This window comes from Microbacterium sp. GW823-FHT02G05, from assembly GCF_058797175.1.
The window spans coordinates 458,196-481,553 of record NZ_JBXAJK010000002.1; the positions used below are offsets into that span (position 1 = coordinate 458,196).

Here is a 23,358-nt window from a genome sequence, read left to right on the forward strand (position 1 = left end):
TACCCCTATGGGGTATATGGTTGCTGTCATCATGGATGACTCAACGAAGGATGATGCACCCACCGTACCCGCTGGGCAGCACGCTCACGCGGCACACGGGGAGCACACCAGCCACGACATGCATTCGGAGCACGGCGCCCCCGAAAGCCACGGAACTCACCAGGCACACAGCGCGCTCGGCGAGCACGACGCGCATGCGAACCACTCGGCACACGCGGACCACTCCGCGCATCCGGGCCACGCGACGGATGAATCCGCTGGCGGCCATGGCGATCATGCGTCGCACGGCGGACACGGCGGACACGGCGATCACGTCGGGCAGTTCCGTCGCCTGTTCTGGGTGATGCTCGCGCTCGCCGTGCCCGTCGTCGCCTTCTCCCCCATGTTCGCGATGCTGGTCGGATACTCCGTGCCAGACAACCCGGTCGTGGCCTGGATTCCTCCGATTCTGGGCACCGTCATCTACCTGTGGGGAGGGCGCCCCTTCCTGACCGGGGCCGTGCAGGAACTCCGCGCACGCAAACCGGGAATGATGCTGCTGATCGCCCTCGCGATCACCGTGGCGTTCATCGCCTCGTGGGGCGCGACGCTCGGCATTCTGCATCACGAGCTCGACTTCTGGTGGGAACTCGCGCTCCTCGTCGTCATCATGCTGCTTGGGCACTGGATCGAGATGCGCTCACTCGCCGACACGACGTCTGCGCTCGACTCGCTGGCGGCGCTCCTGCCGGACGAGGCGGAGCGCGTCGTCGGCGACGGGGTCGAGAAAGTCGCACCGGCAGAGCTGCGAGTGGACGACGTCGTGCTGATCCGTCCGGGCGGGCGCGTGCCCGCGGATGCCGTCATCACCGAAGGCACGGCCAGCATGGACGAGTCGATGATCACAGGCGAGTCGCGTACGGTGACCCGCAGTGTCGGCGACACGCTCGTCGCGGGTACCGTCGCCACCGACTCCGGCGTACGGGCCCGAGTCACTGCCGTCGGCGAGGACACTGCGCTGGCTGGGATCAGTCGTCTCGTCTCGGAGGCGCAGCTCTCGAGTTCGCGTGCTCAGCGCATCGCCGACCGTGCCGCCGGTTGGCTCTTCTGGTTCGCACTGATCGCGGGCGTCATCACGGCGATCATCTGGACGGCGATCGGGATGCCGGATGCCGCCGTCGTTCGCACGATCACTGTTCTCGTGATCGCCTGCCCGCACGCGCTGGGCCTGGCGATCCCTCTGGTGGTGTCGATCGCCACGGAGCGCGCTGCGCGCGGCGGCATCCTGGTCAAGGATCGCCTGGCGCTGGAGCGCATGCGCAGCGTCGACACGGTGCTGTTCGACAAGACCGGCACGCTCACGGAAGGTGCCCCCGCCGTCACCGAGATCGCCACGACCGATGGCTTCACGGAAGACGAAGTGCTGCGCCTTGCCGCCAGCGCCGAACATGATTCCGAGCACCCGCTGGCCCGCGCGATCGTGCAGGCCGCGGCGGATCGTTCGCTGACGCTCGGCTCTTCCAGCGGCTTCACCTCGAACCCCGCCGAGGGCGTCCGCGCCGTCGTCGACGGCAAGGTCGTGCATGTCGGCGGACCGAAGATGCTCGCGAACGAAGGTGCGCAGGAGCATCCGATCGCGGATGAATGGCGCACGACGGGCTCGATCATTCTGCACGTGCTGGTCGACGGCACCGTTGCGGGTGCCCTGCGACTCGCGGATGAGATCCGCCAGTCGTCCCGTGATGCCGTTGCAGCACTGCACAAGCGCGGGGTCGAGGTCGTCATGATCACCGGCGACGCCGAGGCTGTTGCCGCGTCCGTCGCTGCAGAGCTCGGCATCAGGCGCTTCTTCGCGGGAGTCCGGCCCGAGGACAAGTCGCAGAAGGTCGGCGAACTCATCGACGAAGGACGTATCGTCGCGATGGTCGGCGACGGCGTGAACGACGCCCCAGCCCTTGCACGTGCCGACGTCGGCATTGCGATCGGCGCAGGAACGGACGTCGCGATCGCGTCTGCGGGTGTCATCCTCGCCAGCGACGATCCTCGTTCGGTGGTCTCCGCGATCGACCTGTCGCACGCGAGCTATCGCAAGATGACGCAGAACCTCTGGTGGGCGGCGGGATACAACCTGCTCGCCGTACCGCTCGCCGCGGGCGTCCTGGCACCGATCGGGTTCATCCTCCCGATGTCGGTCGGCGCAGTGTTGATGTCGCTGTCGACGATCGTGGTCGCCCTGAACGCGCAGCTGCTGCGCCGGATGGACCTGCGTCCGGAGCGCATCAGCGAAGAGGTGCGCTGACTACTCGCAGGCCATCCCGTCGCCGTCGCCGTCGCCCTTGTTTCCTGTGCCGAATGCGAACCACTCGTAGATCGCAGTCTGCGCGGGATCATCACGGCTGAACGGACCGACGGGGTGGCCCGCGGCGTTCTTCTTGAGGCGGCCGCACGAGGTGTACTGGTACCACCAGCCCTCGTCGGCAGCGGCTCCAGCGATCGGCCCCTGAGCCTCGGCCGGAGGCTGCGCCTGAACCTGGCACCCGAGCGGCACCACGACGCCCGTGGCATCCCGAATCGCAATCTGCGATGCCTGGTAGGTCGCCTCGTTCGGATGCGTCGGATAGCCGTCACGAGAGTCGAATCGTGCAACCGCGTGCCCCGCCTGCAGTTGGACCAGCCCCAAGTCGGCACCGGCTTCGGTCGCGACGTAGCGAAGGAGGCGGTCGTAGCGATCACGGTCGTTCTGCCCCTCAGGACGGGTGAGGGTGAGCGGAGCACCCGGTGTCACCGCCATCCCGATCTGCGCGGATGCCTCGCCGTAGCCGCACTCACCGCGTTCGGGCGTATCGATGCCGATCAGGCGCACCGTGCCCACGCTTGTCTCGATCGTGTCGCCATCGATCACGGACACAAACGTCGCCGATACGCGCTCCGATGCCACCTCGGTCTGAGGTTCCGGCCGTTCTGAGACGACAGCCTGCCCCCGGTCCAGCAGTGATGGCGCACCAGTCACGATGACGACGTAGCCGATGAGGCCGATCGCCAGCACACCGCCGAGAATATGAAGCGGGCGGATCTTCCTCCCGCGCCGCCGCGTCACAACGCGATCTGGTAGTGCACGAAGCCGGTATCGGACGCGACCCGGTCGTAGAGCCCCCGCGCGGTCGCGTTCGTGTTCTGCGTCAGCCAGTAGACCTTTGCGCAGCCCGCGTCTCTGGCCCAGTCGGTGACGTGTCCGATCAGCGCGCGCCCGGCACCCGTGCCGCGCGCGCCGGGCGCGACATACAGGTCTTCGAGATAGCAGTACTCCCCTGCCGACCACGTCGCGGGGTGCGTGAGCCAGTGCACGATGCCCAGTGCCGAGCCGTCCTCGGCGCGGGCGATCGCACCGTGGATGGCGTCATCAGCGACCAGACGGTCAAAGGTCAGGGCCGTCTGCACCGGCGGGAGGGTCGCTTCGTAGAAGGTGAGATACCCCTCCCAGAGCGTCAGCCAGTCGGCACGATCATCGGGACCGATCGGAGCAATGCGCAGCATCCGGCGAGTCTATGGCTGCCCGCCGACATCCGTTGAACGTATGACGAGAGCCATCACCGCAGGCCGTCGGCGCAGGTGCTCCCTGCGCGCGCCGTCCACCACAGCTCGTACTCAGGACCATTCCCCGTGTCGACCGTCCACGGCGGAAAGCGGACGAATCGATCCATCGCCAGGCCCCACGACGCATCCGCGCGCGTCGAGCGGGGGTGGTCCGGGGGCAGTTCGTCCTGCGTCGTCCAGGCGTCGGCCGGGTGCTGCTTCGCCCACTCGTAGATGAGCTGCCCCGTACGAGACCAGTCTCGTTCGTTCATGCTCTCAGCGGTGGATGCGGGCATGGGGAGGCGGTGTGGTGTGCGGTAGTCGTACGTGCACGAGTACGTTCGCCCGTCATCTCCGACATAGCTCAGCGCGATCGTCACGTTCGTTGCGAGGTCGAGCCGCAGCACAGGAACGAGCAGCGCACCGACGACGACCACGGCGGCCACGGCACACGCGATCAGCCATCGCGCTCGCCGACGTCGCGCCTGCGGAGCGGACGGAGATTCGATCGACATCAGACTCATGCTAGCGAGGAAGGATGCTGGGGAAGTGGGCCCTACCGGGATCGAACCGATGACATCCACGGTGTAAACGTGGCGCTCTACCAGCTGAGCTAAAGGCCCTGGTGTCTTCAGTGTAGCGGTCTCACCCCGCCCTCTTTGCGTGATGCACGCGACCTCCGCGCAGAGGGACGCTAGGCTGTCGACAGCACGCGTTGTGCAGAGTCGACAAGGCTCCCCGCGTCGCTTCCCGTTTCCTTGGCATGACCTGCCAGCATGACGAAAGGCTCCACGTGACTGTTCACGACCAGGATCCGTACTCGCAAGGTCCGCTCGACAGCGACCCCGAAGAGACCACCGAATGGCAGCAGTCGCTCGACGAACTCGTCGATGCGAAGGGACACGGCCGCGGCCGCGAGATCATGCTGAGCCTGCTCAAGCGCTCCAAGGAGCTGCACCTGGGCGTGCCGATGGTTCCCACCACGGACTACATCAACACGATCGCGTCGGAGAACGAGCCGGAGTTCCCCGGCGATGAGGAGATCGAGCGTCGCTACCGCTCCTGGATCCGCTGGAATGCTGCGGTCACGGTTCACCGTGCGCAGCGCCCCGGTATCGGCGTCGGCGGTCACATCTCGACGTACGCCTCTTCAGCCTCCCTCTATGAGGTGGGCTTCAACCACTTCTTCCGCGGCGCAGACAACCCCGGCGGCGGCGACCAGATCTTCATCCAGGGTCACGCCTCCCCCGGCATCTACGCCCGGTCCTTCCTCGAAGGACGCCTCGACGAGAAGCACCTCGACGGCTTCCGCCAGGAGAAGTCGAACGCCTTCGGCATCCCCTCGTACCCGCACCCGCGTCTGATGCAGGACTACTGGCAGTTCCCGACCGTGTCGATGGGTCTCGGCCCGATCAACGCGATCTACCAGGCGATGTCCAACAAGTACCTCGAGAACCGTGGCATCAAGGACACCTCGGCGTCGAACGTCTGGGCCTTCCTCGGTGACGGCGAGATGGACGAGATCGAGAGCCGCGGCCAGCTTCAGGTCGCCGCCAACGAGGGCCTCGACAACCTCACGTTCGTCGTGAACTGCAACCTGCAGCGCCTCGACGGCCCGGTCCGCGGAAACGGCAAGATCGTTCAGGAGCTGGAGTCGTACTTCCGCGGCGCCGGCTGGAACGTCATCAAGGTCGTCTGGGGCCGCGAATGGGACGAGCTGCTCGCCCTCGACACCGATGGCGCGCTGCTCAACCTGATGAACAACACCCCTGACGGTGACTACCAGACCTACAAGGCGGAGTCGGGCGCCTACGTGCGCGAGCACTTCTTCGGCCGCGACGAGCGTGCCGCAGCACTCGTCAAGGACTACACCGACGAGCAGATCTGGGGCCTGCGCCGCGGTGGCCACGACTACCGCAAGGTCTACGCCGCATTCAAGGCGGCTGTCGAGCACAAGGGTCAGCCGACCGTCATCCTCGCGAAGACGGTCAAGGGCTACGGCCTGGGCCCGTCCTTCGAGGGTCGCAACGCGACCCACCAGATGAAGAAGATGACGCTCGAGAACCTGAAGACGTTCCGTGACGCCATGCACATCCCGATCACGGATGCTCAGCTCGAAGAGAACCCGTACCTGCCCCCGTACTACAACCCGGGCGCGCAGGACGAGACGATCCAGTACATGCTCGAGCGTCGCAAGAGCCTCGGCGGATTCCTGCCGGAGCGTCGCTCCACGCACGTGGGCCTCACGCTTCCGGATGACGCGGCGTACGCCCTCCCGAAGAAGGGCTCCGGCACGCAGGAGATCGCCACCACGATGGCCTTCGTCCGCCTCCTGAAGGACCTCCTTCGCACGAAGGACTTCGGCCATCGCATCGTCCCGATCATCCCGGACGAGGCGCGCACGTTCGGCATGGACGCGTACTTCCCGACCGCGAAGATCTACAACCCGAACGGCCAGCACTACACGTCGGTCGACCGCGAGCTGCTCCTGGCGTACAAGGAGAGCCCGCAGGGTCAGATCGTGCACGTCGGGATCAACGAGGCGGGTGCGCTTGCCGCCTTCACCGCGGCCGGCACGTCCTACGCGACGCACGGCGAGCCGCTCATCCCGATCTACGTCTTCTACTCGATGTTCGGGTTCCAGCGCACGGGCGACGCCCAGTGGGCGGCCGGCGACCAGATGGCACGCGGCTTCATCGTCGGCGCCACCGCAGGACGCACGACGCTGACCGGTGAGGGCCTGCAGCACGCCGACGGCCACTCGCATCTGCTCGCGGCAACGAACCCGGCGACGGTGTCGTACGACCCGGCCTACGGCTACGAGATCGCACACATCGTGCGCTCGGGCCTGGAGCGCATGTACGGCGGGAAGCACGAAGACCCGAACGTCATGTACTACATCACGGTCTACAACGAGCCGATGGTGATGCCTGCTGAGCCGGAGAATGTCGACGTCGACGGCATCATCCGCGGTATCCACAAGGTCTCGACCGGCGAAGGCACCGGGCCGCGCGCCCAGCTCTTCGCTTCCGGCGTCGGACTCCCCTGGGCGTTCGAGGCACAGGAGCTCCTGCAGAAGGACTGGGGTGTCACGGCGGATGTCTGGTCGGTCACCTCGTGGACCGAACTGCGCCGCGACGGCCTCGCCGCCGACGAGCACAACTTCCTGCACCCCGAGGCCGAGCCGCGCACCGCGTACCTCACCGACAAGCTGCAGGGCGCAGAGGGTCCGGTCGTCGCCGTGAGCGATTTCATGCACGCCGTGCAGGACCAGATCCGCCCGTGGGTTCCCCAGCAGTTCGTCACCCTCGGTGCCGACGGCTTCGGATTCTCCGACACGCGTGCCGCTGCCCGTCGCTACTTCAAGATCGACGGTCCGTCGATCGTGGTGCGCACGCTGCAGGCCCTTGCGAAGGAGGGCAAGGTCGACCGCGCCCTGGCCGCGCAGGCGATCGAGAAGTACCGCCTCCACGATGTGAACTCCGGCACCAGCGGCAACGCGGGCGGCGAGAGCTAAGCATTCGTGACTGACACCACATCCGCGTCTCCGGACAAGGCGGCGACCCTCACCTGGTTGCGCCGCATCTCCGGTGATCTCGCCACAGCAACGCTCCAGCGCCTGGAGGATTCGCTGCCGTGGTACGCGGAGATGCCGCCTGCGCGACGATCGGCCGTCGGCCTCGTCGCGCAGGCGGGCATCACGTCGTTCATCCAATGGTTCGACGACCCCACCTCCACGCCGTGGATCGCCGCGGACATCTTCGCCGCGGCACCCCGTGAACTGCTGCGCAGCGTCAGCCTGCAGCAGACTCTCCAGCTCATCCGCGTGACCGTCGAGGTCACGGAAGAGCGCGTTGCCGGCCGTGGCGAGCACGTGCGCGAGGCCATCCTGCTCTATTCGCGGGATGTCGCCTTCGCCGCCGCAGACGTCTATGCGCGCGCCGCCGAGGCCCGCGGTCTCTGGGACGCCCGTCTCGAAGCGCTCGTGGTGGACTCGATCCTCACGGGCGAAGCCGACGAGGAGCTTCCCAGTCGCATCGCAGCGCTCGGCTGGCACGGCCACGGTGAGGTCTGCGTCATCGTCGGCACGACTCCCCCGCAGTTCGACATCGATCTCGTCCGTCGCACCGCGCGAAAGCTCGCCGTCGACGTCCTCGTCGGTGTGCAGGGCTCCCGTCTCGTCCTCGTCGTCGGACGCGCACGCCTGGCCGGCCGCCCCGAGGAAGACATCGACGACGAGCTCTCCTTCACCGAGATCGCACAGGCCCTCGAGCCCTCGTTCGGTCCTGGCTACGTCGTGCTGGGTCCGGCTGTCGCCGCACTCGTCGACGCGAGCCAGAGCGCTCGCGCCGCGCTGGCCGGCTTCGCCGTGGCGCGTTCCTGGCGCAGCGCACCGCGTCCGGTCGAGGCGGACGATCTGCTCCCCGAGCGCGCGATCGCCGGCGACCCGCTCGCAAAGCAGACGCTCATCGAACGCATCTACCGCCCGCTGCAGGCGCATTCGACAGACTTGATCTCGACGCTGTGGAGCTACCTCGACAACGGCCGCTCTCTTGAGGCGACGGCCCGCGAGCTGTTCGTCCATCCGAACACCGTGCGGTACCGGCTCAAGCGCGTGAGCGAGGTCATCGGCTGGGACGCCACCGGACCGCGCGAGGCGTTCATCCTGCAGACCGCGCTCGTGCTCGGTTCCATCGGAGCGGCAGAGCCCGTGCGTCGCCGTCCGATGAACCGACGCCCCCGCTGAGCGGGCACACTGTTCGACACCCACAACGGATTTCGAGATTCTTGTGAGGGTTATGCCACCCTCCGTGCCGATTCGTTGGCAGACTAGACGGGTGATTGTCGTCGTATGCCCTGGACAGGGCTCACAGACTCCCGGTTTTCTCGCACCCTGGCTCGAGCTCGAAGGAGCGGCCGAGCGACTCACCGCATACTCGGACGCCGCGCAGGTCGACCTCGTGCAGCACGGCACAGTGTCGGATGCAGACACGATCCGTGACACTCAGATCGCGCAACCGCTGATCGTCGCCGCCAGCCTTCTGACTTGGCACGCTCTCGGCGCCGCCACCGCACACGCGGGCGGCGTCGCAGGGCACTCTGTCGGCGAGCTCGCCGCTCTTGCCGCCACCGGCGTCGTGTCCGACGAGAGCGCGCTGCGCATCGTCGGCGTTCGCGGCCGCGCCATGGCCGATGCCGCCTCGCGCGAGCAGACCGGAATGAGCGCCGTTCTCGGCGGTGTCGAAGCAGACGTGGTCTCGTTGCTGGAGTCGCTCGATCTGACACCCGCGAACTACAACGGCGGCGGACAGATCGTGGCCGCTGGTGCGCTCGACAAGCTCGCCGCGCTTGCTGCCGAGCCGCCACGCGGAGTGCGCGTCGTCCCCCTCCAGGTCGCCGGCGCGTTCCACACGCGCTACATGGCGTCTGCGCAGCCCGTACTCCAGGCCGTCGTCGACGAGATCCCCGCGGCGGAGATCACATACCCCGCGCTCCCGCTCTGGACCAACAGCGATGGTTCCACCGTCACCGCCGGCACGGAGGCTCTGCAGCTCATCGTTCGTCAGATCGCCTCCCCTGTGCGCTGGGATCGTTGCATGGCGTCCTTCGCGGAGGCCGGCGTCACGGGTATCGTCGAACTCGCGCCCGCGGGCGCTCTCGTCGGACTCGCCAAGCGCGCACTGCGTGGCGTTCCCTCGGTCGCGGTGAAGACCCCCGAAGATCTTCCCGCCGCTCTCGAACTGCTCAACGCCGGAACGGAATCCTGATGTCTCAGCCCACGCTCACCCAGCTCCAGGGGCCCGCTTACACGCGCATCTACGCGTACGGCGCCGCGCGCGGTGAGATCGCCGTCCCCAACGACGACCTCGTCGGCCCGATCGACTCGAGCGACGAGTGGATCCGCCAGCGCACCGGAATCATCACCCGCACCCGCGCGGTCGCGGAGACCGACGCGATCGATCTGGCCAGCGCGGCCGGTGCCGAGGCGATCGCCACCGCGGGCGTCGACCCGTCCGAGGTCGACCTGGTGATCGTCGCGACGATCAGCAACCCCAAGCAGACGCCGTCGGTCTCGGCGATCGTCGCCGACCGCGTCGGCGCGAACCCTGCGGCGGCCTACGACATGAACGCGGCCTGCGCGGGCTACGCCTACGCGGTCGCACAGGCTGACGCTCTGATCCGCGCGGGCGCGGCCCGCTACGCGCTCGTCATCGGCGCGGAGAAGCTCTCCGACATCGTGGATCCAACGGATCGCAGCATCTCGTTCCTCCTCGGCGACGGTGCAGGCGCCGCCCTCATCGGGCCGAGCGAGACTCCCGGCATCGCGCCCGCTGTCTGGGGGTCGGACGGCTCCAAGTCCGATGCTGTCGGCATGAACGCCACCCTCACCGATTTTCGCGACGGCAAGTCCGAATGGCCGACCCTGCGCCAGGAAGGACCCACCGTCTTCCGCTGGGCCGTGTGGGAAATGGCGAAGGTCGCGCGCGAAGCGCTCGACAAGGCCGGCATCGAGGCATCCGACCTCGCCGCCTTCATCCCCCACCAGGCGAACATGCGCATCATCGACGAGTTCGCCAAGCAGCTCGGCCTCCCGGAGACGACGGTCGTCGCTCGCGACATCGAGACGACCGGTAACACCTCGGCCGCATCGATTCCCCTGGCCAGCCACCGCCTGATGCAGGAGCACCCGGAACTCAGCGGCGGTCTCGCCCTGCAGATCGGCTTCGGCGCAGGACTCGTGTTCGCTGCACAAGTCGTCGTGCTCCCCTGAGTGCGCGCGATCGTTCCCTAGACTGTTTCACTGTTCCGACAACACACCCCCGTAAGAAAGAGGAAAAGCCATGGCTTTCACCAACGATGAGGTCCTTGCTGGCCTCGCAGAGCTCGTCACCGATGAGACCGGCATCGACGCATCCGAGGTCGCCCTCGAGAAGTCGTTCACCGATGACCTCGACATCGACTCGATCTCGATGATGACGATCGTCGTCAACGCCGAGGAGAAGTTCGGCGTCACCATCCCCGACGACGAGGTCAAGAACCTGAAGACCGTCGCGGACGCCGTCAACTTCATCGTCGCCGGCCAGGAGTAATCCTTCCGAAGGATGCCACGCCCGCACCCGCGGGACGTGGCATCCTCGCCCTCAGCCACCCTCTCCCGATCTCGACAAGGATCATCTGCAATGACCAAGCGCATCGTCGTCACCGGTATCGGCGCATCGTCCGCCATCGGCGGCACCGCTCCCGACAACTGGAGCAACCTGCTCGCAGGTATGTCCGGCGGACGCACCCTCGAGCACGACTGGGTGGAGAAGTACGACCTTCCCGTCACCTTCGCCGCCGAGGCGATGGTGCGCCCCGAAGAGGTGCTGCCCCGTCACGAGGCCAAGCGTCTCGACCCCTCCGCGCAGTTCGCCGTCATCGCCGCCCGTGAGGCCTGGGAAGACGCGGGCTCTCCCGAGGTCGCCCCCGAACGCCTCGGCATCGACTTCGCCACCGGGATCGGCGGCCTCTGGACGCTCCTGGATGCCTGGGACACCCTGCGTGAGCGCGGCCCGCGTCGCGTCATGCCGCTGACCGTGCCGATGCTGATGCCCAACGCGGCAGCCGGCAACCTCTCGCTGATCTTCGGCGCCCGCGCATACGCGCAGACCGTCGTCAGCGCCTGCGCTTCGAGCACCGAATCGGTTCTCAGCGCCTACAAGCACCTGCAGGAAGGACTCGCAGACGTCGTGATCGCCGGTGGCGCCGAGTCTGCGATCCACCCGATCACCATGGCCTCCTTCGCCTCCGCGCAGGCGCTCTCGCGTCGCAACGACGACCCGGCGACCGCCTCGCGTCCCGGTGCGATCGACCGTGACGGCTTCGTCATGGGCGAGGGCGCGGCCGTCATGATCCTCGAGACCGAAGAGCACGCAAAGGCTCGCGGCGCCAAGATCTACGGCTACGTGGTCGGTGGTGGCGTCACGGCTGACTCGTACCACATCACGGGCAACGACCCCGAGGGTGCGGGCGCGGCCCGTGCCGTGGAGATGGCGCTGCAGATGGCCGGACGCTCGGCCGACGAGGTCACGCATATCAACGCGCACGCGACCTCGACTCCGGTGGGAGACCCCAACGAGTACGTCGCCCTCAAGCGCGTGTTCGGTGACCGCCTCGATGAGATTCCCGTCTCGGCGACCAAGGCTTCCACGGGTCACCTGCTCGGTGGTACCGGAGCACTCGAGGGCATCTTCACGCTGCTGGCGCTCCGCGACCGCGTCGCTCCGCCGACGATCAACATGACCACACCCGACCCGGCTGTCCCGTTCCGCCTGTCGGGTACCGGTCAGCAGCTCGGCAGCGGCGACCAGCTCGCGATCAGCAACTCCTTCGGCTTCGGCGGACACAACGCCGTCGTCGCTTTCGCGAGCGCCTGACAACTCAGAACCACAGCGAAGGCCCCGTCCCGAGAATCTCTCGGCACGGGGCCTTCGTGCTGTGGGGCAGTGATTCGCTTTCCCGTCGGCCGGGGGTCTTCACCGGCCATCGGTAGTCACGCCTCACCGACCCAAGTCTGTGGATCACCCGACCTTGTGCAGCCAGACGACGCGCGCATCATCGCTGGCATGGCGGAACGGCTCCAGCTCGTCGTCCCAGGCGGATCCCAGCGCGACACCGAGTTCGCGCTGCAGTTCGATGGCGTCGCCCGCGGCGATCTCCATCGCGTAGCGAATTCGATCCTCGCCGATGACGATGTTGCCCGCCGCATCCGTCTGCGCGTAGTGGATTCCGAGGTCCGGTGTGTGCAGCCAGCGGCCACCGTCGCTGCGGGGCGTCGGGTCTTCGGTGACCTCGAAGCGCAGATGCTCCCAGCCCCGAATCGCCGTGGCGAGAACCGCTCCGGTGCCAACCGGACCGTCCCAGTAGAACTCCGCGCGCTGGGCACCGTCGAGAACCGGCTGGGGTGACCAGTCGAAGTTGACCGCGCGTCCAATGGCGCGCCCAACCGCCCACTCCAGATGCGGGCAGAGCACACGAGGTGCGGAGTGGATGTACACCACTCCTCGCGCCTGTGCGTGGCGCGTTGTTTCCGTCGCCATAATCTCTCCGTTTCTTCAGGTGCGTCTTCCCCTACGACCTGAACCACGAAGTGGCGAGCTATCCGGTTATGCGCCTATTGTCACCCAGGATCGACGAAATCACAAGGGTGTAACTTTTGCGGACGCGGGCAGCTCCTTCCGCGGAGCGACGAGGCGCAGCATTCGCTCAGAGAGCAAACGGCCCCGACGCGACACGCGCCGGGGCCGTTTGAAGAGAAGCCGAGTCTCAGGCCTCGCTCATGGCGAGCTTCGCCTGCTGGCCCTTTGCGGCGTAGTACGCGGCGCGGGCAGCGTCGCGACGCGCCTGCTCCTCGTAGCCGGCGTCCAGGATCTCCTGGGCGACCTCGTAGTTCGGGACATCCTGCGTGCCGTTGTACTTCTCGATGTAGGCATCGAGCTCGGGGCCCGACTCCCACGAGGTGATCAGGCAGTAGCGCGGCTCGGTGCCGTTGTGGGTCGCGGCGTGCCACAGACGCTGCGTGTCGACGATGAGCTGAGCCCCCGCCGGAAGTGCGATGCGGTATTCAACGCTCGGGTCGGTGCGGTTCTCACGCAGGACGAAGTAGCTGTCCTTGTCATCGGTGAGGTTGAAGAAGCCGCGAACGACCCATCCCGTGCCATCCGGGTTCAGGCGGTTGTTGTCGTCCTGGTGAAGGTTGTACAGGCACTCACCGTACGGAGTGGGCTGCAGCTCGATGACGCGGCAGCGGCCGACGTTCGCACCCGGCTCCTGTGCGCGACGCGTGAGGATGGGAGCCTTCTCGACCTGCGAGTCGATCCAGACGCCGTCCTTGTCGGTGCGCGGAGGCACGTGGTTCCAGAAGCCGTTGCACTCGATCTCACCCTTGGCGGAGGCCAGCGGCGAGAAACGCGTGTCACCCGAGGACTTCCAGTCGACATACTCGATGTCGAGCCATTCCTTGGGGTCGAGCTCCTGGTTGTAGCTGTCGAGAACGACGAATCCCTTGTCCTCGAGGGCTGCGGACTTGATGTATCCCATGATTGAGGTCATGTCCTTTCATAAGGGGCCAGCACGTTTTAACAGGCCCTTCTTAGGTAAGGCTAACAGCCGCCGCTGAGGCGACCCCAGAGGTTCGCCGTGAATAACCGAATAGACTTTGAGAGGCGTCGCGCACGATTTCGGCGCGGACTCCACAGCCGTCGGGAGGGCGAAGCAGGAGCATGAGCACAGCCACTAACGTCGAGGCCGTCGCCGTCAACACGATCGAGTGGTTGTCCGCACCGCAGACGACGATCGTCGTCCCGGTCTACCAGCGTCAGTATCGCTGGGACATCGGCGGGTGCGAGCAGCTTCTCTCCGACATCCGCACCGTCGCCGCGTCCCCCGAGGATCACCGCCACTTCATCGGCTCGATTCTCTCCGCGCATGATGACGCGGATGCTCCGGAGGATCTGATCCTGATCGATGGACAGCAGCGCATCACCACGCTCATGCTGCTCGTCGCGGCTCTGCATCACTCCGTGCGGGAGACAGACCCGACGATGGCCGCAGAGCTGGAACGTGTGCTGGTCCGTCAGGATGACCCGGACCGCACGAAGCTGCGCCCTCACGAGGCCTGGGCTGACATGTTCGAGTCGGTCGTGCTCGACCGGGTCGACAGCACCGTCGATCGCGAATCCCGATTCGATGACAACTACGCCTTCTTCCGCAGCCAGGTCCACGCCGACGAGGCGCCCCGCATCTGGGCCGGACTGCAGAAGCTCGAGCATGTCTCGATCACGCTGGGCGCGGCGGCGAACGCACAGCAGATCTTCGAGAGCCTGAACTCGACAGGTGAGCCGCTGCGTGACCACGAACTCATCCACAACTACGTACTGATGGGCCTGTCGCACGCCGAACAGCGCGAGATCGAGCACGACTACTGGCTCCCGATCGAACGCAGCACGGGTGAGTCGATCGGCGCATTCTGGCGCCACTTCCTCATCATGACGACGGGCCGCGAGGTGACCTCGGTCGGCGAGCACGGCGTGTACAGCGCGTTCCGACAGAGTTTCCCCGGCAGCGATGTCGAGACGCTTCGCGTGCACGCGAGCCTGTGGCGCGACTACGCCCGGGTGTACTCGATCCTGCTCGACCCGTCCACCGCTCCGGATCCCGAGGTCGCCCAACAGCTCGCGTTCGTGAGCACATTCGGCCGAGCCTCCTCCCCCCTCGTGATGAGTGCCTATCGTGACTACGAGACCGGGATGCTCAGCAAAGGGCAGCTGAACCGCACTCTGGAGCACCTGCAATCGCTCCTGCTGCGCCGGACGATCGTGGGCGTTCCGACAGACCGCCTGATCGCTCGACTCTGCCGTGCACGGGCAGTAGGCGAAGAAGAGCTCGTGCAGGCGATCGCCCGGATCACGCCGTCCGACGAGCGCATTCGTGTCGCTCTGAAGTACACCGAGGTGCCGCACGCGGCCTACGTCCTCGGTCGTCTGGAAGGCGTGTCGGAGCCGAGCGCCTTCGACGTCGAGCACATCGTGCCGACGGCACCGTCGGACTCCTGGTCGGGAGACGGCGTACGGCCATGGGGCGAGCTCAGTGAGGACGAGCAGAACAGTCACCGCGCGCTCGCGGTCACGCTCGGCAATCTCACTCTGCTGGAGCAGAGCCTCACGGAACGCGTGTTCGGTGAATCGTTCCCCGCGAAAGCACAGGCCTATGCGCGCAGCCGCGTCGAGGACACGCGGATGCTCCAGCACGAGGCATCCTGGGACACCGCAGCGATCGCAGCACGCACCGCACGGCTCACCGATCGGTTCATCGAGATCTGGAAGCGTCCGGCGGTCACCGTGATCGATGACGACGGCCTGACACCCATCCTCGACGCGCGTCGCCACCGCGGCTGGCCTGCCGGGTGGGAGCGAGAGTTCGACTACATCGAGTACCGCGGCGAGCACTGGGAAGTCCCCGACGTGAAGTACCTGTTCAATCGGGTCTTCAAGCGCGGCTGGGCGGACAATCGTGCAGCCGTGCTTGCCTACAGCGAACAGCGCGGCGGGCCTATCTACGAGGCCAAGGCCTGGAACGGTCATTGGGACCAGCTCGACGAGTCGCATTTCCTCTACATGGGTTGGGATTCGCAGTACATGATGGCCGCCGTGCAGGGCGTGCTGGAGGCATCAGGGATCGCCGCGGAGGTCTTCGTGAAGTACTCCTACATCGGCGACGTGATGTGACCTCCGATCCGTCGGCGTAGGCTCGGAGTATGACGACCGTGGTGCGCCGAATGCAGGATCTGACCGTCGAGGAGCACACGCTCACACTTCCGCTCGTCTGGGCAGGTGCATCCGATACCCGCACGATCGACGTGTTCGCTGCGGTCGTGACGCGTGAGGGCGGCGAGAACCTCCCCTATCTGGTGTTCCTGCAGGGCGGTCCCGGGCACGAGGCCCCGAGGCCGTTCCACTCCCCCTCGAGTCCGATGTGGCTGGATGCAGCGCTCGCACACTACCGTGTCGTGCTGCTCGACCAGCGCGGAACCGGCCGATCCACGCCGGTCGGTGACGATCTGCTGCAGCAGGGCAGCGCCGCGGCCGCCGAGTACCTGACGCATCTGCGCGCCGACGCGATCGTGCGGGACTGCGAGGCGTTCCGCGCCCACCTCGGCGCCGATACCTGGAACGTGCTGGGGCAGTCCTTCGGCGGCTTCACGACACTGTCGTACCTGTCCACGGATGCGGTGTCGCTCGACAATGTGTTCATCACGGGTGGCTTGAGCGGGATCGGACGTCAGCCCGACGACGTCTACGCGCTCTGCTACGCCAAGATGCGCACCGCGTCCGAGAAGTACTACCGCCGGTTCCCGGAGCACCGCGACGCCATGCGCCGACTCGTCGATCTCGCGGCCGCCGGCAAGATCGTGCTGCCGGACGGCGAAGTCGTGTCGGTGTCTCGCCTCCGATCCGCAGGTTCTGCGCTCGGCACGAACGATGGGTGGCAGACGCTCTGGTCGCTGCTTGAGCTCGATCCCCGCTCGATTGCGTTCCGGTACGACCTGCAGACAGCGATGCCGTACGACGGTCGCAACCCGCTGTACTTCGCCTTCCACGAGTCCAGCTATGCGGACGGCCACGCCACGCGCTGGGCTGCGGAGCGCACCGAGCCGGCCGACTTCGCCGCCGACCCCACGCTGTTCACGGGTGAGCACATCCGACAGGAGTGGACTGAGACGGTGCCGGCGTTCCAGCCGTGGCGTGACGTCGCTCTCGAGCTCGCAGAGTTCGTCTGGCCGCGCATGTACGACCGCGACGCGATCGAGGCGTCCGGCGCGCGCGGAGCCGCCGCCGTCTACGTGAACGATGTCTACGTGCCCTACGAGTTCTCGATGGAGACCGCTGCGCTCCTGCCCGATGTGAAGCTCTACATCACCAGCGAGCACGAGCACAACGGCCTGCGGTCGGGCCCCGTGCTCGAGCACCTGATCGATCTCGCCCACGGGCGACGAGTGCGCTGATCTGACAGCCTTCTTTCTGCCCGGTGGCGTCGCGTGACCTCGCGCCACTCTCCACCACCGAACCGTGGCGGGATCCTCCGACTCCCGGCAGGGTTCGTGAAGGGGTGTGCGCGCCGTGGTGAAAGCACTGTGGCGACAGGTATCCAGCTCAGGCAATACTGGGACTCCTGACTCTGGGAGGGGACGAAATGGCGAATCATGCCCACCGCACGCCCGGCTACGTGACCACCGCATCCGTTCTGCTGGGCATCGTGAGCTTCGGCGCGTTGGGCATCACCGCCGCAGCGATCTACGTGTCGCTGACAGCGGACGGGATGGGTCTCCTGGTCGTTCCCGTCGCCCTCTTCATCGGGCTCCTGGCGCTTGCCAGCGCCGTGGGGTGCGCGATGGTGATCCCAAAGCTCCTCAAGGGATCTCATCGCGGCACAGCGACGTTGTTCGCTGCCCTCGCACTGGTTCCCGCGGTGTGCGCAACGCTGCTGCTGTTCTCGAGCCTCACCGGCAAGCTGGAGAACTCCACCGCAGGCTCAGGTGACTACCTTCTCGCGGCGCTCGGCCCCCTACTCGTAGGTTCCGCGATCGGCACAATCACCCTGCTGTGGGTACCGGTCGCGCTCTCGACGTCAAAGAGGTCGGAAGCTCCTCGTCCGAGCAAGTAGGGCGGGCGGGACTTGAACCCGCGATCGTTGGGTTATGAGCCCACTGCCTTCACCAGCTTGGCCACCGCCCCGTACGCACCGAGCCTACAGTGGCAGCGCCTGCTCGTGCGCGGCGACGTGCCCACGATAGATCTGGGCGTTTTCGAGAAGTCCCCGTCGTTCCTCGGCCGTCAGCTCTCGGCGCACCTTGCCCGGAATTCCGGCAACGAGTGAGCCATCGGGGATGACAGCTCCCGCCATGACGAGTGCTCCGCCTGCGATCAGACACCCCGCGCCCACCACGGCGCCGGAAAGAACAACGGCACCCATGCCGATCAGCGAGCCGTCGCCGACCGTGCAACCGTGCACGACGGCGTTGTGACCGATCGACACGTCATCTCCGATCACGACGGGGTGACCGCGGTCGACGTGGATGGACACGTTGTCTTGCACGTTCGACCCGGCACCGATCGTGATCGTGTCCGAGTCTCCTCGCACGACCGCGTTGTACCAGACGCTGCTGCCTTCCCCCATCGTGACCGCGCCGATCACGCGCGCGCCAGCGGCGAGGAAGACGCTTTCGTGCAGCGCCGGCGTTCTGGTCGGCAGCGCGAGAACGCTGGCCTGCGGGTCCACGGTCATCGTGCTGTCCTTCCGTCGGTGTTACGGCACGCCGTCGTCGATGGCTCGGCGCAGCGCTTCGGTGTACTGCGGTTCGAGCGTGCGCACGAAGGTCACCGTCAGGTGATCCTGATCGCGGTACACGTTCGCGCCTCCGACCACGGGCGAGCAGGAGGAGCCGTCGCAGAACACGTCCGTGAAGTCAAGCAGCGTCACACCCTCGGTCGCTGCCGCGGCGGCACGCAGCGGATCCTTCTCGACGAGGACTTCGGAGCGGTCGCCGGCGCAGCTTGCGGCATCGCGGGTGCGCAGACACTTGTTCGGGTCGGTCTCCCAGACGGGGTTGTCGACGACGGTGATCACGGGAACACCGCGGCTCGTCATCGTGCTCCACGCTTCGCGGTAGCCCGCGACAGCGGCATCGTGCTCAGAGGCGTACCCGGCGGAATCGAAGGGCGTGTTCGAGATCGCTGCGGTGAACACGGCATCGAAGTCGTCGGCGGCAAGCTTCTCGCCGACCGCCTCACGCCAGTCGTCACAGGCTACGCCGAATGCGCCGCCGGTCGACAGCGAGGTCGTGTTCCATGGGCAGGCGCCCTTGAAGTAGGTCGTGAGGCGCCATCCCTCGCGCTCCGCGATGGCGGCGAAACTGTCGATCAGCTGGAACGCGTGGCTGTCGCCGACGAGGGCGATATGAGGAGCATCCGCGTCCTTCGAACCGAACTCACATCCCACTGGCGTCGCATCGTTGAGCTGGACGAAGCAATCCGTACGCGCCGGGCTGTCGACGTTCGCGAAGTTCGGCGACGGGAGAATCTCGTCGCTGGTCGTCCCCGCACACGAGGGGTCCAGAACGGATGCTGCGCCGAAGCAGGCAGGCGGGTTCTCCTGCACCTTCTGGATCGCCGCGATGCCCTGCTGGTAGGTCGGTGCATTCGCGGCCCATCCGGCGCCAGCGACACCCGCGACGAGAACCATGGCGGCGAGAGAGGCGAAGAGGGTGACACGGGGGCGGCGGCTCGTGAGCACCTTCCACGAGCGCGCCGGGTCTTCCACGAAGCGCTTGGTGAGCCAGGCAAGAAGGAAGCAGATGGCCAGCAGGGCGACGCGGTGGTAGATCGTGAGACCCCAGAAGGGCACCGTCGGTGCGATCACGATCAGCGGCCAGTGCCACAGGTACAGGCTGTACGAGATGTCTCCCGTGAAGCGCATCGGTGCGACGGCGAGGAGACGGGTCGGGTACCACCAGCGTTCGGTGTTCGAGGCGGCGATGATCGCCGCGGCGCCGAGCGTGGGTATCGCGGCCATGTAGCCGGGGAACGGCGTGCGCGCGTCGAAGGCGAACGCTGTGTAAAGCAGGGCGAGGATACCGCCCCAGCCGAGCAGGAAACTCATCCAGGCATTGCGCACGCGGAGCGCCGGCACGAGCGCAAGGATCGCTCCGACTCCGAACTGCCACATGCGGCCGAACGTCACGAAGTACGCCGGTGCGGGGTTGGTGATCGTGTAGATCACGTTGAACACGAAGGACGCGACCGTCACGATCGCGATCGCGATGATGACCGCCTTGAGGCGCGCACCACGGAACCACTTCACCGCGATCCAGGCGGCCAACAGCATCATGAGCGGCCAGATCACGTAGAACTGCTCTTCCAGCGAAAGGGACCAGTAGTGCTGGACGGTCGTGGGGTTGCCCGCGTTGGCGAGGTAGTCCGCGGAGTTGAACGCAAGGAACCAGTTCTCGACGTAGAACGTCGAGGCGATGATCTCCTTCAGCTCGCCAGGCAGGAAGGATGTGGGCATCAGGTACGGCGTGGACACCGCAATCGCACACACCATCAGCACGAGCAGCGAAGCCGGCAGCAGACGACGCGCACGTCGTGCCCAGAACTGTCCGAGGTTCACACGGCCGGTTGTCGTCAGTTCGCGCATCAGGTGCGCCGTGATCAGGAATCCGGAGATCACAAAGAAGATGTCGACACCGACGTATCCTCCGCTGAGGCGACCAGGCCAGAAGTGGTAGATCACCACGAAGAGCACGGCGATCGCGCGCAGTCCCTGCACGTGCGGGATGAAGCGCGAGGCATCGGGGGCCGTCGAGGAGCGAGAGCGCCGAGTATCCGCGGCGCTCACGCCAGTCTGGGGGGAAGAATGCACCCTTCGACGCTACTGCCTGCAGCTGTGTGCGTTGATGCACCACACCCGTTTCCGCCCGCGCAGTGTGCCCGTTTAGCGTTGCCTCAGCTTGCTTGCGCAATAAATCCAGCTGAGTAGCGTTGTACCTGACCACAATGGGCTGCAGCAAAGGAGAACTCATGAGCAAGGCACAGACCACCCCCACCACGGCCAGCGACCCGACGGTGGCAGCCGCGGCCGCACAGTTCCTGTCTCCTGTCGTCCTCGGCCTCCAGGCGCTTACCGTCAACGGCAAGCAGGCGCACTGGCACGTCCGCGGCGCGAACTTCGTCGGTGTGCACGAGCTGTTCGACCAGATCGTCGCCAACGCCGGGGCATTCGCTGACTCCGCTGCGGAGCGTATCGTCGCCCTCGGCCTTCCGATCGACGCCCGCCTCGCAACCGTCGCAGAGAAGACCGCCGCAACGAGCGTGCCCGCGGGTTTCACGAAGTCGGATGAGCTCGTGAGCAACGTGATCGCCGACATCGACGCAATCCTCGTCGACGTCAAGGCCGCCATCGAGGGTCTTGACGAGATCGACCTTACGAGCCAGGACGTCGCGATCGAGATCATGCGCGGACTCGAGAAGGACCGCTGGTTCCTCGTGTCGCACATCGCCGCCTGATCCGCGCAGACAGCGAAGCGGCCCTCCCCCTGCGGGGAGGGCCGCTTCGCTGTCTGCACTACGCAGTGCGCTGCAGGTATGCGAGCACGGCGCGAACCCGGCGATGGTCGTTGCCGGAATCCTCCAGGCCGAGCTTCGTGAAGATGGAGCTGATGTTCTTCTCCACTGCGCCGACGCCGATGAAGAGCGCCTGTGCGATCGATCCGTTGCTGCGACCCTCTGCCATCGCGGCGAGCACATCGCGCTCACGGGGAGTGAGCATCGCCACCGGGTCGGGCCCGGCGAGCACGAGCTGCTGCACGACGAGCGGATCCAGCACTGTGCCGCCTGCAGAGATGCGCTGCACCGCGTCAGTCAGCTCGTCGAGCGACGCGACACGATCTTTGAGCAGGTACCCCACCCCTCCCTCCCCTGCGCCGAGGAGCTCGCGTGCATAGACGCCCTCCACATACTGGCTGAGGACGAGGACTCCGACATGCGGAAGCGCAGCGCGCACCTCCAGCGCCGCGCGAACGCCCTCGTCGCGGAAGGTCGGCGGCATCCGCACATCCACGATGACGACATCCGCCGCGTTCTCACGCACGCGCGCGACGATATCGACCGCGTCACCGTATGCTCCCGCACTCGTGAGTCCCGCCTCGTCGAGAAGCCGGATGAGCCCCTCGCGGAGCAGCAGCGAATCTTCGAAGAGGGCGACGCGCAGCGGACGAGGCGGGGAGGTCACGTCTCCACACTAGAGCGGACCGACGCCTCGGTGAGCGGGATGCGCAGCTCCACCGATGTCGTGCCGCCTTCCGGACTCGCGATGCTCATCACGCCGCGCATTCCCTGCACACGCTGGGCGATGCCCTGCAGCCCGTGGCCGTTCTCGATGCGTGCTCCACCGCGGCCGTCATCCTGCACCGTCACGTGCACCTCGCCCTTCTCCTCGACGGCGCTCAGCGCGACGGTCGTCGCCCCCGCGTGCTTCGCGACGTTCGTCAGGAGCTCGGCCACGACGAAGTACAGGTTTCGAGCGACCTCCGGCGTCGCGCGATCGGTCAGCGTCGGATCGATCTGGGTGGTGACAGGTACGGGCGATGTCTGTGCGAGCGCTTCCAGGGCAGGCACCAGGCCGCGGTCCTGCAGGAGGGGCGGGGCCATGCCCCCGGCGAGGGCGCGCAACTCGTCGAGCGCAGAGCGCGCGTGCACCCGCGACTCCGCGGCCAGCCGGGTCACAGCCTCCGCATCACCTGCGGCGGCTCGTCGTTCGATCGCGGCGAGGTCCATCTGCAGCCTGACAAGGCGCTGCTGCGGCCCATCATGGATGTCGCGCTCCAGGCGGCGAAGGGCCGTGTCCTCTGCCTGCAGCGCCGCACCGCGCGAGGCGTCGAGCTCCGCGACCTGAGCTCCGAGATCATCGGATGCCCACCGCCCCAGCATGGCGACGGCGGTTGCCCGCTGGAGGTGTGCAAGACCACGCAGGACCAGCGGCAGCGTGAGCGCGAAGATCACGCCGACCACGAGATAGATGAGCGACGTCCACAGATGCAGGTCACGGGTCACATCGACGTCCATGCCGAGTCGCGCATACACCCACGGCACCCAGATCAGGCGCGATTCGTCATCGCTCTCCGGAAGGAAGCGGCCCCAGAACCAATAGGTGGGCCCGCCGATGCTGAGCACCACCCAGGGAGCAGCAATCGCGAACCCGATGAGCGCCGTGACGGGACGGACGAGTACCGCGTGCACCAGCGCCGACCAGTAGTGTCCGTTGCGCATCGGCTGCAGGACACGAGCGAAGAAGGTGGAGGCTCGGGGCTCTCGTCGCCATTCGGGCTCCGCGAACGTCGGAAGACCTGTCATCCGAAGGAGCGCGCGGTCGCTGATCGCGAAACCGCGTGCCACGTACAGCGCGACCGCGATGAGGGGCAGCCCGATGATGAGCACGATCGATCCGACGCCCACCAGAAAGAGGGTGATGGTCGCGACCAGCCCTGTCAGCGCTACAGGGAGAGCGACGATCATCAGGTAGAGCGTGGTGCCCGGAACATCCTGCCAGGCACGAGCGTATCCGTACCTGGCGCGCCTCGGAGGCGTCGTGGTGTCGGGGCGGGTCTGAACTGCACTCACTGATGAATCCTCTCGCAGAACGCCGAACCTCGGCGATTCTCTCTCCAGAATCGCCGAGCGGCCTCGCACGAGCCAGGGCGGAGGCTTCCGA

The 23,358-nt window shown here is 66.6% G+C and carries 20 protein-coding genes and 2 tRNA genes; 11 read left to right on the forward strand and 11 right to left on the reverse strand.

All coding sequences use genetic code 11. From position 1 onward, the window contains the following. The first annotated feature begins 31 nt into the window (after positions 1-31). Positions 32-2,278 (forward strand): heavy metal translocating P-type ATPase, encoded by a 2,247-nt coding sequence (locus AC1REM_RS12140; protein ID WP_492514846.1) that lies wholly within the window; start codon positions 32-34, stop codon positions 2,276-2,278. On the opposite strand, the gene AC1REM_RS12145 is transcribed toward AC1REM_RS12140, so the two are convergent. From AC1REM_RS12145 to AC1REM_RS12160, 4 genes are all read right to left on the reverse strand, one after another. Next, positions 2,279-3,025, reverse strand: a complete 747-nt coding sequence (locus AC1REM_RS12145) for a thermonuclease family protein (RefSeq protein ID WP_492514847.1) — start codon at positions 3,023-3,025, stop codon at positions 2,279-2,281. Positions 3,026-3,072: 47 nt separating this feature from the next. Then, positions 3,073-3,513: a GNAT family N-acetyltransferase gene (locus AC1REM_RS12150; protein WP_492514848.1), complete on the reverse strand. Its 441-nt coding sequence runs from the start codon at positions 3,511-3,513 to the stop codon at positions 3,073-3,075. Between the two features lie 53 nt (positions 3,514-3,566). Continuing rightward, entirely contained in the window at positions 3,567-4,067 is a 501-nt protein-coding gene (locus tag AC1REM_RS12155; protein WP_492514849.1) for a hypothetical protein, read from the reverse strand. Positions 4,068-4,102: 35 nt separating this feature from the next. Further along, positions 4,103-4,175: transfer RNA gene (locus AC1REM_RS12160), tRNA-Val, on the reverse strand. A gap of 170 nt (positions 4,176-4,345) precedes the next feature. On the opposite strand from AC1REM_RS12160, the gene aceE reads away from it, so the two are divergent. The 6 genes from aceE to AC1REM_RS12190 all read left to right on the forward strand — a co-directional run bounded on the left by aceE (position 4,346) and on the right by AC1REM_RS12190 (position 11,969). Further along, positions 4,346-7,069 carry a pyruvate dehydrogenase (acetyl-transferring), homodimeric type gene (aceE, locus tag AC1REM_RS12165; RefSeq protein WP_492514850.1) on the forward strand — a complete coding sequence of 908 codons (2,724 nt, stop codon included), beginning with the start codon at positions 4,346-4,348 and terminating at the stop codon, positions 7,067-7,069. 6 nt (positions 7,070-7,075) lie between these two features. Further along, positions 7,076-8,299 (forward strand): PucR family transcriptional regulator, encoded by a 1,224-nt coding sequence (locus AC1REM_RS12170; protein WP_492514851.1) that lies wholly within the window; start codon positions 7,076-7,078, stop codon positions 8,297-8,299. Positions 8,300-8,390: 91 nt separating this feature from the next. After that, on the forward strand, positions 8,391-9,320 hold the full coding sequence (locus AC1REM_RS12175) for an ACP S-malonyltransferase (protein ID WP_492514852.1): 930 nt from the start codon (positions 8,391-8,393) through the stop codon (positions 9,318-9,320). Next, complete coding sequence (locus AC1REM_RS12180; RefSeq protein WP_492514853.1) at positions 9,320-10,324, forward strand: beta-ketoacyl-ACP synthase III; 1,005 nt, start codon at positions 9,320-9,322, stop codon at positions 10,322-10,324. Before AC1REM_RS12175 ends, AC1REM_RS12180 begins: the two co-directional genes overlap by 1 nt. A gap of 70 nt (positions 10,325-10,394) precedes the next feature. Further along, entirely contained in the window at positions 10,395-10,643 is a 249-nt protein-coding gene (locus AC1REM_RS12185; protein WP_204937394.1) for an acyl carrier protein, read from the forward strand. 90 nt (positions 10,644-10,733) lie between these two features. Next, entirely contained in the window at positions 10,734-11,969 is a 1,236-nt protein-coding gene (locus AC1REM_RS12190; protein WP_492514854.1) for a beta-ketoacyl-[acyl-carrier-protein] synthase family protein, read from the forward strand. A gap of 144 nt (positions 11,970-12,113) precedes the next feature. Here the strand turns inward: AC1REM_RS12190 and AC1REM_RS12195 are convergent, their stop codons facing one another. Together AC1REM_RS12195 and AC1REM_RS12200 are read right to left on the reverse strand one after the other, a co-directional pair. Then, on the reverse strand, positions 12,114-12,632 hold the full coding sequence (locus tag AC1REM_RS12195) for a DUF3145 domain-containing protein (protein WP_492514855.1): 519 nt from the start codon (positions 12,630-12,632) through the stop codon (positions 12,114-12,116). Positions 12,633-12,858: 226 nt separating this feature from the next. Next, positions 12,859-13,632, reverse strand: a complete 774-nt coding sequence (locus tag AC1REM_RS12200; protein ID WP_492515486.1) for a hypothetical protein — start codon at positions 13,630-13,632, stop codon at positions 12,859-12,861. 182 nt (positions 13,633-13,814) lie between these two features. On the opposite strand from AC1REM_RS12200, the gene AC1REM_RS12205 reads away from it, so the two are divergent. The 3 genes from AC1REM_RS12205 (at position 13,815) to AC1REM_RS12215 (ending at position 17,754) form a co-directional block, all read left to right on the forward strand. Further along, complete coding sequence (locus AC1REM_RS12205) at positions 13,815-15,818, forward strand: DUF262 domain-containing protein (RefSeq protein WP_492514856.1); 2,004 nt, start codon at positions 13,815-13,817, stop codon at positions 15,816-15,818. 29 nt (positions 15,819-15,847) lie between these two features. Continuing rightward, entirely contained in the window at positions 15,848-17,095 is a 1,248-nt protein-coding gene (locus AC1REM_RS12210; RefSeq protein ID WP_492514857.1) for an alpha/beta fold hydrolase, read from the forward strand. A gap of 188 nt (positions 17,096-17,283) precedes the next feature. After that, a complete protein-coding gene (locus AC1REM_RS12215) occupies positions 17,284-17,754 on the forward strand; it encodes a hypothetical protein (protein WP_492514858.1) in 471 nt (156 codons plus the stop codon). Here the strand turns inward: AC1REM_RS12215 and AC1REM_RS12220 are convergent. The 3 genes from AC1REM_RS12220 to AC1REM_RS12230 form a co-directional block, all read right to left on the reverse strand. Continuing rightward, positions 17,752-17,825, reverse strand: a tRNA-Ile gene (locus AC1REM_RS12220). The two genes, AC1REM_RS12215 and AC1REM_RS12220, sit on opposite strands and share 3 nt — an antisense overlap. A gap of 13 nt (positions 17,826-17,838) precedes the next feature. After that, complete coding sequence (locus AC1REM_RS12225; RefSeq protein ID WP_492514859.1) at positions 17,839-18,375, reverse strand: gamma carbonic anhydrase family protein; 537 nt, start codon at positions 18,373-18,375, stop codon at positions 17,839-17,841. Between the two features lie 21 nt (positions 18,376-18,396). Further along, complete coding sequence (locus tag AC1REM_RS12230) at positions 18,397-20,511, reverse strand: acyltransferase family protein (RefSeq protein WP_492514860.1); 2,115 nt, start codon at positions 20,509-20,511, stop codon at positions 18,397-18,399. Between the two features lie 158 nt (positions 20,512-20,669). Here AC1REM_RS12230 and AC1REM_RS12235 point away from each other — a divergent pair, with 158 nt between their 5' ends. Beyond that, on the forward strand, positions 20,670-21,155 hold the full coding sequence (locus tag AC1REM_RS12235) for a Dps family protein (RefSeq protein WP_204937405.1): 486 nt from the start codon (positions 20,670-20,672) through the stop codon (positions 21,153-21,155). A 58-nt stretch (positions 21,156-21,213) separates the two neighbouring features. Here the strand turns inward: AC1REM_RS12235 and AC1REM_RS12240 are convergent, their stop codons facing one another. Together AC1REM_RS12240 and AC1REM_RS12245 are read right to left on the reverse strand one after the other, a co-directional pair. Continuing rightward, positions 21,214-21,879, reverse strand: a complete 666-nt coding sequence (locus AC1REM_RS12240; RefSeq protein WP_492514861.1) for a response regulator transcription factor — start codon at positions 21,877-21,879, stop codon at positions 21,214-21,216. Further along, the gene (locus tag AC1REM_RS12245) at positions 21,876-23,267 is read right to left on the reverse strand and encodes a sensor histidine kinase (protein ID WP_492514862.1); all 1,392 of its coding nucleotides are present in this window, start codon (positions 23,265-23,267) and stop codon (positions 21,876-21,878) included. Before AC1REM_RS12245 ends, AC1REM_RS12240 begins: the two co-directional genes overlap by 4 nt. Positions 23,268-23,358: the final 91 nt, after the last annotated feature.